The organism is Cupriavidus sp. PB-02, from assembly GCF_058252315.1.
Genome location: NZ_CM177695.1, coordinates 2,840,729 through 2,853,225 on the forward strand (window position 1 = coordinate 2,840,729; position 12,497 = coordinate 2,853,225).

12 protein-coding genes are annotated in these 12,497 nt (G+C 61.5%); 6 read left to right on the top strand and 6 right to left on the bottom strand.

Going from position 1 to position 12,497, the window contains the following annotated elements:
* Nucleotides 1–101 precede the first annotated feature (101 nt).
* Entirely contained in the window at nucleotides 102–1,427 is a 1,326-nt protein-coding gene (locus AC10V3_RS33645) for an MmgE/PrpD family protein (RefSeq protein ID WP_490923953.1), read from the bottom strand.
* Between the two features lie 329 nt (nucleotides 1,428–1,756).
* On the opposite strand from AC10V3_RS33645, the gene AC10V3_RS33650 reads away from it, so the two are divergent.
* Nucleotides 1,757–2,743: a tripartite tricarboxylate transporter substrate binding protein gene (locus AC10V3_RS33650; protein ID WP_490923954.1), complete on the top strand. Its 987-nt coding sequence runs from the start codon at nucleotides 1,757–1,759 to the stop codon at nucleotides 2,741–2,743.
* Here AC10V3_RS33650 and AC10V3_RS33655 read toward each other — a convergent pair.
* Both AC10V3_RS33655 and AC10V3_RS33660 read right to left on the bottom strand, forming a co-directional pair.
* Nucleotides 2,718–4,607 carry a diguanylate cyclase gene (locus AC10V3_RS33655; RefSeq protein ID WP_490923955.1) on the bottom strand — a complete coding sequence of 630 codons (1,890 nt, stop codon included), beginning with the start codon at nucleotides 4,605–4,607 and terminating at the stop codon, nucleotides 2,718–2,720. The genes AC10V3_RS33650 and AC10V3_RS33655 overlap by 26 nt on opposite strands.
* Nucleotides 4,556–4,921: an ArsR/SmtB family transcription factor gene (locus AC10V3_RS33660; protein WP_490924328.1), complete on the bottom strand. Its 366-nt coding sequence runs from the start codon at nucleotides 4,919–4,921 to the stop codon at nucleotides 4,556–4,558. Before AC10V3_RS33660 ends, AC10V3_RS33655 begins: the two co-directional genes overlap by 52 nt.
* Before the next feature lie 259 nt (nucleotides 4,922–5,180).
* On the opposite strand from AC10V3_RS33660, the gene AC10V3_RS33665 reads away from it, so the two are divergent.
* Genes AC10V3_RS33665 through phoU form a run of 5 tightly spaced genes read left to right on the top strand, consistent with a single transcriptional unit; the run spans nucleotide 5,181 to nucleotide 9,621 of the window.
* Nucleotides 5,181–6,095: a PstS family phosphate ABC transporter substrate-binding protein gene (locus AC10V3_RS33665; RefSeq protein WP_490923956.1), complete on the top strand. Its 915-nt coding sequence runs from the start codon at nucleotides 5,181–5,183 to the stop codon at nucleotides 6,093–6,095.
* Between the two features lie 59 nt (nucleotides 6,096–6,154).
* Nucleotides 6,155–7,111, top strand: a complete 957-nt coding sequence (gene pstC, locus AC10V3_RS33670; protein WP_490923957.1) for a phosphate ABC transporter permease subunit PstC — start codon at nucleotides 6,155–6,157, stop codon at nucleotides 7,109–7,111.
* Between the two features lie 10 nt (nucleotides 7,112–7,121).
* Nucleotides 7,122–8,045: a phosphate ABC transporter permease PstA gene (gene pstA / locus AC10V3_RS33675; RefSeq protein ID WP_490923958.1), complete on the top strand. Its 924-nt coding sequence runs from the start codon at nucleotides 7,122–7,124 to the stop codon at nucleotides 8,043–8,045.
* Nucleotides 8,039–8,899 carry a phosphate ABC transporter ATP-binding protein PstB gene (gene pstB / locus AC10V3_RS33680; RefSeq protein WP_022539750.1) on the top strand — a complete coding sequence of 287 codons (861 nt, stop codon included), beginning with the start codon at nucleotides 8,039–8,041 and terminating at the stop codon, nucleotides 8,897–8,899. The genes pstA and pstB overlap by 7 nt, the downstream gene beginning before the upstream one ends.
* A gap of 14 nt (nucleotides 8,900–8,913) precedes the next feature.
* Nucleotides 8,914–9,621: a phosphate signaling complex protein PhoU gene (phoU, locus tag AC10V3_RS33685; protein WP_022539751.1), complete on the top strand. Its 708-nt coding sequence runs from the start codon at nucleotides 8,914–8,916 to the stop codon at nucleotides 9,619–9,621.
* Nucleotides 9,622–9,686: 65 nt separating this feature from the next.
* Here the strand turns inward: phoU and AC10V3_RS33690 are convergent, their stop codons facing one another.
* The 3 genes from AC10V3_RS33690 to pstS form a co-directional block, all read right to left on the bottom strand.
* A complete protein-coding gene (locus tag AC10V3_RS33690; protein ID WP_490923959.1) occupies nucleotides 9,687–9,854 on the bottom strand; it encodes a hypothetical protein in 168 nt (55 codons plus the stop codon).
* Nucleotides 9,855–9,951: 97 nt separating this feature from the next.
* Complete coding sequence (locus tag AC10V3_RS33695; protein ID WP_022540107.1) at nucleotides 9,952–11,217, bottom strand: IS256 family transposase; 1,266 nt, start codon at nucleotides 11,215–11,217, stop codon at nucleotides 9,952–9,954.
* An 80-nt stretch (nucleotides 11,218–11,297) separates the two neighbouring features.
* Nucleotides 11,298–12,146 carry a phosphate ABC transporter substrate-binding protein PstS gene (gene pstS / locus AC10V3_RS33700; RefSeq protein ID WP_490923960.1) on the bottom strand — a complete coding sequence of 283 codons (849 nt, stop codon included), beginning with the start codon at nucleotides 12,144–12,146 and terminating at the stop codon, nucleotides 11,298–11,300.
* Nucleotides 12,147–12,497: the final 351 nt, after the last annotated feature.

Below are 12,497 nucleotides of genomic sequence, written 5' to 3' on the forward strand. Positions count from 1 at the left end.
GGGAGGGATACGCCGCGCCATCCGTTTGCATGCCTGAAAGTGGGTACTCATTATATCGGCCAGGCAACGCGGGGCCCGGCGGGACTACCCACCGCCCGCCATCACGGCAGCGACGCCGCAGATTCGAGCTGCCACAGGCGTTGCAGCAAGTCCGTTGCCGCCGGCGTGCCCAGCACCGGTCCGGCGAGTTCGAGGAACTTGTCGTTGAGGTCCGCGTCGCTGAGCGGCTCTTCCGGATCGCCCTTGCGGTTCGGCTGCAGGTACTCGAACGCCCTGCCATCGCGGGTGCGCACCGTGACGCGCGCCGCGCGCTGGCCGGGGAATGCCGCATCGAGCCGGGGGTCGACCTGCAGCTCGATGCGGCCCATCAAGGCGCGGATGGCGGGATCGGCAAGACGTTCCGGCGTAAAGGCCGCGAGCCGCACGCTGCCATGGATCAGCGCGCTTGCCACGGCATAGGACAGGCTGAAGCGGGCTTCGGCGGCCGTGCGCGGATTGCGGTTGCCGGCCACCTCCAGCGCCGGCCCGTAGGTGGCCACGCTTGCGCTCTCGATCTCATCCACGGTGAACCGGTGCTCGCGCTGCAGCGCCTGCGCGCCGTCGATGGCGGCAAAGGTGTGGCCGCAGCAGGCGTGGTTCTTGAAGGTCATCTGCGTGATGTTGTACTCGCGGCCCAGCGTCGCGGCAGCGGCCGGCCAGTCCGGCCCATCGCTCATGGCTCGCCCAAGGCCGGCTTCGCCATCGATCACGTCCAGCGAGCCGGTGACACCGGCCTCGGCCGCCAGTGCCGCCAGCAGCCCGCCTTCGGCGGCGCGGCCGGCATGCAGTGGCTTGGACATGGAGTCCATGCGGAACGCCTGCTGCAGGCCCGCGGCAAAGGTCGCGCAGGTTGCCAGCGCATGCGCAGTCCGGATCGCGTCCAGCTTCAGGATGGCGGCGGCCGCTGCCGCCGCGCCAAAGGTCCCGACGGTGCCGGTGTTGTGCCAGTAGCGGTAGTGGGTGCGGCCCATGGCGGCGCCGATGCGGGTCGACACCTCGTAGCCGGTGACCACTGCGCGCAGGAAGGCCATGCCGCTGACCTGGCGTTGCTGCCCCGCGGCGAGTGCGGCGGCAATGGTCGGTGCGCCGGGATGATAGATGGCGTGCTTGTAGATATCGTCCACCTCGACCGTGTGCGCGGCGGTGCCGTTGATCAGCGCGGCCGTCCTGGCGGTAGCGCTGCGTCCCAGTGCCAGCCGCGCGCCGCCCCGGTCGAGATCGTCGGCGAGCGCGTGCTCAAGCAGCGTCGCCGGCGCCTCGACCGCGCCCGGGATCAGCGCGGCGTACCAGTCGACCACGGCACGCTTGGCGTGATGGATCACTTCAGGGGTGTCGGCGCCTGCGCCGGGATCGGCGGCGTAAGCCGCAAAGGTCTCGATGATCGTCATGGTGTCGTGTTCATCTTCGCGCGCACGGGCGCAGCGTGGCTGGACCCTGATCGTCGCCGACCCGGAGCCGGATGAGAACTTCCAATTGCGGGGCCAGCCATGACTTTTTGGAAGACCGCGACGTGCGCGCACGGCCTTCCTTGCAGGGTTGAGTTTTTGTCATCCCACACAGCGGAATCGGAATTTCTCCCCCGCGGAGGAATCGCCCACTATTGCGCTGGAACGGACCGTCCGCACCGGTGCTGCCAAGCGGCACGACGCGAGCGGTAGAAGCGCCCGGTTTCCCGCCGAAGGCGCCCGCATCCCCGATCACACATGGAGACAACAACATGCAACAACCTCGCGCGTCCAGAGGCACGGTGGCCGGCATCCTGCTGGCGCTCGGCACCGCCCTCGCCCCGACCGGAGCAGTGGCTGCCGCCGCTTACCCATCCGAGCCGATCCGCATCATCGTCGGCTACCAGGCTGGTGGCCCGACCGACCTTACGGCCCGGTTGCTGGCCAGCAAGCTGCAGGCGTCAATGGGCCAGCCCGTGGTCGTGGAGAACAAGGTCGGCGCCGGCTCGAACATTGCCTCGGAGTATGTCGCGTCGGCGGCGCCGGACGGCTATACGCTGCTGCTGGCAGCGGCGCCCATCACCATGACCAAGTATTTGTACAAGGGGCTGAAGTTCGACGTGCAGAAGAGCTTCGAGCCTGTCGCCAATGTCATGAACGCGCCGGCCGTGCTGGCGGTGTCGACCAAACTGCCGGTACGCGACTTGAAGTCGCTGATCGCCCTCGCAAAGCAGCGCCCGGGCAGCCTGACGTTCGGCTCCAGCGGCGCGGGCGGCTCGCAGCACCTGGCCGGCGAACTGCTCAAGCAGAAGGCCGGCATCGACATGCTCCATATCCCTTACAAGGGTGCGTCCGGGGCCCTGACCGACCTGATGGCCGGGACCGTGGACATGGTCTTCATGACGTCGATGTCGGCACTGCCGGCGCTGAAGTCCGGCAACCCGCGCGCGCTGGCGGTGGCGTCGAAAAAGCGGCTGCCGCAGATGCCGCAGCTTCCCACCATGGACGAATCGGGGCTGCCCGGCTTCGAAGCCGACTCCTGGAACGGGCTGCTGGCACCTGCCGGGACACCCAAGCCGATCCTCGACCGCCTCAATGCGGAAGTGAACAAGGCGCTGGCGTCGCCGGACCTGCGCGAGAAGCTGGAGTCGCAGGGCGCGATCGTGGTCGGCGGCTCGCGCGAAGAGTTCAGGCAATACCTGAAGCAGGAAGTCGAGCGCTGGGGAACGGTGTTCAAGACCGTGAAGATCGCGCTGTAGGGGATGGTGCGCTGGCAACCGCTGCGTCATCGGTTGCCACATCGGTTGCCACGATCCGGTTGCGGCCCATCGCCTTGGCCTGATACAGCCGCCGGTCGGCCACGCCGACGAGTTGCTCGAGTTCGTCGACGCGGTCCGCACCCATCTCCGCCACCCCGAATGAAGCGGTGAACGAGATGATCCGGTGGGCATCGTCGTCGGGCCAAGCCTCGTCGCCGATGGCGGGCACCGCCAGCGCGGCTACCGTTGCGCGAAGGCGCTCGGCCACGCGGCTGGCCTCTGCAAGGCTGGTAGCGGGGAGCAGGAGGGCAAATTCCTCCCCGCCGAAGCGCGCCGGCAAATCGACGGTACGCAAGCCGTCCCTGCAGGCGTCGGCCAGCGCGACCAGCGCGCGATCGCCGTTGGCGTGGCCCCAGGTGTCGTTGATACGCTTGAAATGGTCGACGTCCACCAGCACCAGCGACAGCGGCTCAGGGTTGCGATGCCGGCGATCGCGTTCGAGCCGGAAGCGGTGCTCGAACGCGCGCCGATTGGCCAACCCTGTCAGCGCGTCGTGTTCGGCCAGCGCGCGCAACGCTTCGCCACGCTCGATAAGGCGAGCGAACAGCCGCGAGATCACCGCCAGCGACGCCCACAGCAAGAGGCCAATGCTCACCACCACGCCTACCAGCGGCCAGCGCAGATCCCGGAACAAGGCGGCGGCGAGCTGCGCGTCGGAAATCTCCTCCACCAGCAACAGGTCGGTGCTACCGACCCGGCGAAACAGCAGATGCTGACCCGCGCGCCGCAGCGTGCCCTCCCCGCGCGCCCACAAGTCAGCGGCAGATTCATTGCGCCACGTCCCCCCAAAATCTCGCGGCCATTGCTGGCCGGGCGCCATGCCTGGCTCGCTGATGGCGATGACCTCGCCGTTGCGCGCCGCCAGTATCCGCTTGCCCGGCCCCGGCACGGTCTCGCCCAGCGCACGCCTGAGCATGCGCTGGCTGATTTCCAGCACGACGGCGCCGCGAAAGTCGTTCCCGAGGTAGACCGGTGCGCTGACTGCGAAGCGCAGCTCCGGCCTGGCCAGCCCAACGTAGACAGGCGTGCGCACCACGTGCCGCTGCGGGTTGCGGTCTGGCATGGTGTCGCGATAGAGGGGCATGCCGGCAAAACGCTCCAGCCCGCGATGGGGCGCGATGGTGTCTTGCGGCACCCCGATATAGAAGCCGTTGCGGGACACGAAGCGACCGGCTGCTTCAAACTCGAGATTGCCGGCCGTGATCTGCAGCAAGCGTCCCACCGTACGCGCCGCGGCCAGATCCGCGAGCAGGGTCTCGTCATTGCGCAGATACGCGGGAAGCCTGGCAAGCTCAGTGGGTCCAAAGCCGACAGCGACGGGCCCGCCCGCGGATAGCGGCAGCTGCCAGGTCGGCTGGTTGCGGCCGGCATAGGCGGCCTGCAACTGGGAATCCGGCGCGGTCGCATCGCTGCCCTGCCGGGATTGCAGCGACTCCTCGGCTACCTGGCGCAGCGTCTGCACCCGGCGCAGCTCCTGCTCCATGAATGCCGTGACGGCGACCTTGGTGCGGTCCAGTTCGTGCCGTACCTGTGCCAGGTGGCGCTCATTGAGGATGCCAGCCGCGCGCCAGCACAGGATCGCAATCAGGGCGAGCGAAAGCGCCGCACAGAACAAGACGACGTGGTGCGGTCCATTCTCCACATATCCCCAGAGCTTTGCCCTCAGCCCAGGCACTGGCATAGACGCCTTATCCTCAGCATCAAACTGCTCGCACGCGGAGCCACGGCCCGGGAAGGCAAGGGGAACGCCTATCAGGCAGCCTCGACAGCTGGCTTCGTCCGCTTGGCACTCTTTGGCGTGCATTGGACGCCAGCAATGCCGCAGTCTTCGGGATGCCCGTCGCAGCAGTGCTCCATGAGGAACCCAATCAACTCGTTCATACGGTCGAACTGGGCGCGGTAGATAACAAACTTCCCTTCCTGCGTACTCGCAATCAAGCCAGCGTGCACAAGTTCCTTCAAATGGAAGGATAGTGTCGCCGGCGGCACGCCTAGCTCTTGGCCAATGCGGCCGGCATTCACACCGTCAAGACCCGCTTGGACCAAGAGACGGAATATGGAAAGTCGGGAGGTCTGGGCAAGTGCAGCTAGAGCCGCAACTGCAGTTTCGCTCTTCATCATTTGTTGAAATGTAGGGCCCTTGAGTCCGATAGCGCAACGCTGGAGCGCAGCATGTCATTCCGGCGTCTGGACGGTCATCTCGTCGCCATATGTCGAGCCCATGCTTCTATACGCCTAGATTTATGGAAATGTACTTCCTAATCTGGCCTTGTCCACTCATTTGCTCAGGGAGTCCGTGATGCGCCTCTCCTCTCACTCCGTCCTCGCGGCAGTAGCGCTAACTGTAGGTTCGCATGCTGCGCATGGCCAGGCTATCGTGAAAATCGATGGCTCGAGCACCGTTTATCCCATCACGGAAGCCGTTGCAGAAGACTTTCAGAAGGCGAAGAAAAATGCCATCAAGGTCACCGTCGGAATTTCAGGAACCGGGGGTGGCTTCAAGAAGTTCTGCCGGGGCGAAACTGATATTACAGATGCCTCCCGCCCCATCCTCAAACAGGAGATGGAGGCCTGCGCCAAGGCTGGTATCAAGTACTACGAGTTGCCCATTGCCTTCGATGCGCTGACGGTGGTGGTCAATCCGAAGAACACATTCGTCAAGCAACTGTCCGTCGAGCAGCTCAAGAAGATGTGGGAGCCAGCGGCGCAGGGCAAGGTCACTACCTGGAAGCAAGTTGACGCATCCTTCCCCGACGCGCCCTTGAAGCTGTTCGGCGCAGGTTCCGATTCCGGTACTTTCGATTACTTCACTGAAGCCGTTGTTGGCAAAGCCAAGGCTTCGCGCGGTGACTACACCGCCTCGGAAGACGATAATGTTCTGGTCCAGGGCGTCTCGCGCGATGTGAATAGCATCGGCTACTTTGGCTACGCCTATTACGAAGAAAACAAGAGCAAACTCAAGGCTGTGCCGATTGTGAACAAGGCTGGCAAGCCTGTTCTTCCGGGCGAGAAGAGCGTCATTGATGGCTCCTACAATCCCCTCTCGCGACCAATCTTCATCTACGTCAACGAGAAGTCTCTCGACAAGCCTGAGGTCAAGGAGTTCGTGACCTACTATTTGCAGAACGGTGAGCGGTTGGCTGCAGAGGTGAAGTACGTGCCTCTGCCGGCAAAGGCCTACACGACAGCCGCTGAACACCTGGCCAGGAAGAAGCTCGGCACGGTCTTCGGCGGCGAAGCGGACGTCGGTGCAACTATCGAGTCTGTACTAGCCCGCGAAGCAAAGCTGTAACGGTCGTTGGGCGCGCGCATCAGTCCGCGCCCAGTCATAACGCTCGCGTGAAGGCTCCTATGCCGGACTCCTCAACCTTTACCACTTCAGCGGATGACGTGACCTCGCATGTGGTCAGTGAGCGACTCGCCAAGAAAGCCTTCCGGAATACCACTGAGCGCCTGATTGAATTCATTCTGTTCCTTGCTGCCTCGGTTTCGGTTATTACCACGCTGGGAATCGTGTGGGTACTGGTTAGCGAATCAGCCCACTTTTTCGCCAATATCCCGGTCGGGGACTTCTTCACCGATACGCTGTGGGCACCGCTTTTCGCCGAGCCACGCTACGGCATCCTTCCGTTGCTGCTCGGCACATTGACCACTTCTCTGGTAGCCCTGGCCGTAGCAATTCCTCTGGGCACCACCATCGCCATCTACCTCTCCGAGTTCGCGAATCCCTCAGTTCGGGAAGTCATTAAGCCGTTCCTGGAATTACTCGGCGGCATTCCGACTATCGTCTACGGTTACTTTGCACTCACCGTGGTTACTCCGCTGCTACAAGCGTGGATACCTTCCCTACCCGGCTTCAATATGCTATCTGCCGGGCTCGTAATGGGCATCGCCATCATCCCCTACGTCAGTTCCCTTGCCGAGGATGCCATGCGCGCCGTACCGATGAGTTTGCGAGAAGGTTCGTACGCGATGGGCGCCACACGGTTCCAGACCGCTATGCGGGTCGTCGTACCGGCAGCCTTGTCCGGCGTTCTCTCGGCCTACATCCTGGGTATCTCTCGTGCGGTCGGTGAAACCATGATTGTTGCGGTGGCCGCCGGCATGCAGCCCAATTTCACGATGAATCCGCTGCAGCCTGCTGCAACCATCTCCGCCTACATTGTTCAGGTAGCATTAGGTGACCTGCCTCACGGTTCCATCGGCTATCAGTCCATTTTCGCCGCCGGTCTGACGCTGATGCTGATGACGTTGCTCTTCAACATCCTCGGCCACGTCCTCCGCCGTCGCTATCGCGAAGCCTATTGAGGGGCACGCCATGCCACTGCCGCCGCTCGACGCCATTCGCCGCATCATCAGGACCAACAAGCGATGGGACCTCTTCTTCGCCATCGCAGGGTTTCTCGCGCTGCTTGTGGGCGTGCTGGCATTCGTCGCGCTCTTCCTCCAGATGGCCTATACGGGCTGGGAGCGCCTAACTCCCGAGTTCTTCACGAATTTTCCTTCGAGACGAGCCCCACAGGCTGGCATCCTTTCCGCCTGGGTTGGCTCCCTGCTGGTGATGCTTGTCACCGCAGTCACTGCCGTTCCGCTGGGCGTCGCTGCCGGCACATATTTGGAGGAGTATGCGCCCAGGAACCTGGTTACCGACATCATCGAAATCAATGTCACCAACCTCGCTGGTGTTCCGTCCATTGTCTACGGGCTGCTTGCCCTGGGCATCTTCGTCTATGGCTTTGGGTTCGGTCAGAGCATCCTGTCTGCCGGCTTGACGCTCGCTCTTCTTATCCTCCCCATCGTCATTGTCGCTACGCGCGAGTCGATTCGAGCCATCCCGCAGCATATCCGTGAGGGCGCGTATGCACTGGGAGCCACTCGCTGGCAGGTCACCCGTGACCACATCGTGCCGTATTCCATGCCCGGTATCATGACCGGTGTCATCATTGGCATGTCGCGGGCCATCGGTGAGACTGCGCCCATCATCACCATCGGGGCGCTGACCTTCATCGCATTCCTGCCGCAGTCCCCCGTTTCGCCAGATTTCCCTTGGCTCAATTTCGAGTGGCTCTGGTCGGGATTCACCGTCATGCCGATTCAGATGTTCAATTGGACATCCCGGCCCGAAGAGGCCTTTCAACGGAACGCCGCGGCCGCCGGCTTCATCCTGGTTCTGATGACACTTTCGATGAATGCACTCGCCATCTGGATTCGCTATCGTCTGAGGAAGGCCATCAAATGGTAAGCAACACCATGCCCGCGGAAGGCCAGCGGGAACCCGCCGCTCCTGCACGCAATAACTTTTCGCCAGGGCTTATACCTCACGCCCTGGAACCGTCAACAGTCAAGGCGGCTGCCATCGACTTCGGCTTCTACTATGGCGCGTTCCATGCTTTGAAGGGAGTCAATCTTCCTATCCAGGAGAAGCGTGTGACCGCTTTGATTGGACCGTCTGGGTGTGGCAAATCGACACTTCTACGCTCATTCAACCGCATGCACGACCTGTATCCCGGCAACCGGTATGAGGGCAGCATCCGGCTATATCCGGACAACACCAACATCCTCGACCCCAGAGTCGACCCCATTGAAGTACGGATGCGCATTGGCATGGTGTTTCAGAAGCCGAACCCCTTCCCCAAGTCCGTCTACGAGAACGTCGCTTACGGGTTGCGGCTGCGGGGTGAAAAGAGCCGCTCGAGGCTTGATGAGGGTGTTGAGGAGGCGCTACGTGCAGCGGCCATATGGGACGAAGTGAAGGACCGGTTGCAGTCACAGGGTACCGCGCTTTCCGGGGGACAGCAGCAGCGTCTGTGCATCGCGCGGTGCCTGGCGACCGACCCCGAGATTCTATTGTTTGATGAGCCAACTTCCTCCTTGGACCCGATTGCAACGGGCAGCATCGAGGAACTTATCAGTCAACTGCGGTCGCGCGTCACGATTCTCATCGTGACCCACAACATGCAGCAAGCCGCCCGTGTTTCCGACTACACAGCGTATATGTATCTGGGCGAACTTGTCGAGTATGGCGAGACCAATCAAATCTTCCTGAAGCCAGGTAAACAAGCAACGGAGGACTACATCACCGGCCGTTTCGGCTGACTTGGGGAAGCAGTATGACCGAGAAGCATTTGTCCAGCCAGTTTGAAACCGACCTCACCGATATTTCCACGGAAGTTTTGCTGATGGGTGGACTGGTCGAGGCACAGGTTCAATCGGCTATCCGCGCGTTGGAGACCTTCGACATAGCCATTGCTGATGACGTCATCGCAGCGGAACAACGTGTCAATCGGCAGGAGATTGAGATAGATGCCCATTGCAGCTATATCATTGCCCGCCGCCAGCCCACTGCGCGCGACTTGCGATTACTCATGGCGATATCCAAGACCATCACGAACTTGGAGCGTGTCGGGGACGAAGCCTACAAAATTGCAAAGCGCGCGAAGCGCATCATTGGCCAAGTCTCGCATTCCACCATCGACTTTTCAGAGGTCCGCGTCTCGGCCGCACTGGCTGTTGAAATGCTGCACAAGGCCCTGGATGCCTTTGCAAGGCTTGATGCGAGTGAGGCAGCAATGATAGGTCGGAAGGACCCGGCCCTGGATGAGGAGTTTCGAGGCTTCGTCCGCAAGCTCATGCGCTACATGATGGAAGACCCGAAGCTGATATCAGTATCGCTGGACTACCTCTTCATCGCCAAGGCTATCGAGCGCATCGGTGACCACGCCACAAACATCGCCGAGTTCACCATCTATATCGTCAAGGGCACTGACGTCCGACACCTCACACAGGAGGCCCTTGAGCAGGAGGCGCAGAAACAATGACCGCGCAGGCCGATACCCGGCGCTGACTCCTTGGTGCGCGCGCAGAGTCTTGGAAATCATCCGCGTTAGAACTTGAAACTAGTCAACCAGTAAGACTCAATTTGAGCGACCAGAGCCGCAGGCAATGGAACATAGTCCAACGCCTCGGCTTGTTTTTGCCCGTTCTCAAAGGTCCATTTGAAGAACTCCAGCGCAACCTTGGACTTGGCTGCACTCTTCGGCTGCTTGCGCATGAGGATGAAGACCGTTGCGGTAATCGGGTAAGCCTCCGGGCCACTGGCATCGAGATAAAGTCAAATCTGGTGTATGAAGGTTGATCGTGGCCGGTCGTCAGGCGGCGAGTTTCTGCTGAACCGGCGGATTGTCTTGCGCCGGGGCACCGTCCTTGAAGGGGACGCCCTTCAAGAGCAGTTCGATGTGTTCGGCACCTTTGATGCGGCGCCATGTTTTCTCGGCTTCCTCGATCAGCTTGAAGGCCAGGCCAAGGAAAGTCGCTCGTGACACGCAATTGCGCGTGCGCGTCGTGCGGTGACGCACGGTCGCGAAGGTCGACTCAATCGCGTTGGTCGTGCGGATGTGCTGCCAGTGCTCGGCCGGGAAGTCGTAGAAGGTCAGCAGGCTGTCTCGGTCCTTGGTGAGCACGCCGGTGGCCTTGGGGTACTTGGCGCCGTAGATCGTCGCAAAGCGATCGAAGGCAGCATAGGCATCTGCCCTGGTGGCCGCCATCCAAATCGCCTGCAGATCTGCCTTGGCGCGGCCGTGCTGGGACTTGGGCAAGGCGTTCAGGACATTGCCCATCTTGTGGAACCAGCAACGCTGGGCGCGCGTGGCCGGGAACACCTCCTCCAGGGCAGCCCAGAATCCCATGGCGCCATCGCCGACCGCCGCCAGCGGGCCAGCCTGCAGGCCGCGGGATTTCAGGTCCAACAGTACTTCCACCCACGATGCCTTCGATTCCCGATAGCCGTCACCGATCGCCACGCGCTCCTTCCTGCCGTCTGGCGTAACGCCGATGATGACCAGCAGGCATTGCCCGTCCGATCCCTCGCTACGCAGACCCGTGTGGATGCCGTCCACCCACCAATACACATGGCGCGCCGCCGACAGATCACGCTGATTCCAGCTCGCATGCTCGTCTGCCCACTGCGCCTTCAATCGGCTCACCACGTTGGCCGATAGCCCTTTGGCATCCTCACCAAGCAGCACCGACAACGCCTCGCTCATGTCGCCTGTCGATACTCCCTTCAGATACAGCCAGGGCAGCGCTGCACTCACCCGCGGCGACTTCCTCACATACGGCGGCACGATCGCCGAGTTGAACTTCACGCCAGACCCGGACCGATCGCGCACCTTGGGCACCTTCACGGCAATCGGGCCGGCCCCCGTCAGCACCTCGCGCTCCGGGAGGTAGCCATTGCGAACCACGGCGCGCTGCCCGCTCAACGTCTTGACATTACTGAACTGCTCAAGCAGCTCTGCCAGCTCCACTTCAATCGCCTCCTGGATGACCCGCCGAGCCCCGCGCCTGATCAGCTCCTCGAGCCCAAGCCCGATTTCCGATAGACCGACTGCTTCTTTCCCTTTATCCTTGCTCATGGTGGACCTTTCTTGTGCTGGTTTCCGATCTCGACAATCAGATTCTCAGCGGAAAGCTCCACCGCCCTCTACTCCGCGCCTCAAATTCCCCGCCCGTACACCAGTTTCGACTTTAGCTCACTGGCATCCGTCATCACCAGTTCGAAATCTTTCGATTTTGACCAGTCAGCGGTGACCGCAGCCGCCTGGAACGCCTTGGCACTGGGTTCAATGAAATTGCCAGCCCGATTCTGCACCACACCATATGCCATCTTCTGCTGCCGCGCATAGGCAAACTCGACGTAGCCAATAGAATTCTTCTGCCGGTTCACATAGGCAGCAACACCTTCATTGCCCTTGCCGCCAACGCCAGTAGGCCAGTCCACCGCGGTACCTTCCCCGACCCGACTTTTCCATTCGGGGCTGACCTTCGTCAGATAGTTCACCCAGTTGAATGTCGTACCGGAGCCGTCCGAGCGATGCACCACCGTAATCTTTGCCGCTGGGAGCGCTAAGCCGGGGTTCACTTTCGCGAGCGCCGGGTCGTTCCACATCGTGATTTTTCCGAGGTATATGTCGGCTAGCAGTGGTCCGGTGAAGCGAATCTTGCCAGGAACCACGCTGTCGATGTTGACCACGGGTACTACGCCTCCAATGACGAAAGGAAACTGCCCTATCCCCAAGGAAGCCAACCCGTTGGCCGATAGCGGCATGTCGCTGGCACCAAAGTCGACTGTGGCGGCTTTGATGTGTGCAATACCTGCGCTAGACCCGACGGACTGATAGTTGATTTTGTGGCCGAACACCTGCTCGTAGTCCGATGACCATTTAGAAAGGATAGGGTAGACAAAGGTTGAGCCCGCACCCGTTACTTCGGTTGCGCGAGCCGCGCCAGCGGCAGCCGCGAGGATGATAGCGCCCACCACGAGCCTGAAGGCTTGCTTCCTCATGTTTGGTTACCCTCCAACGCAATGACGCAATGCGACAAACACACGATTCCACATCTCTAGCATAATGGAAATGAAAGTATAGTTCTGTCGACTCCGCTGTGGTGCACATGCATCGTGAATCTTTAATGACAGCGCCAGCAGATTTTGGCGCGCACATGCTCGCAAGCTGCAACTCTCGTACATTCCCGGGCCACCGATATGTCGCAAGCCGAGCCTCGGCCGATGGGTGTTGATTCGGTAAAACTGTTATTCCCGCTGCAAGCACTTTATTCCCTTGGAAGGACTTTATTCCCCGAGGTCAACAACCCCATCCCGGCTCTATACTCCGCATTACACATTTCACCCGGAGCC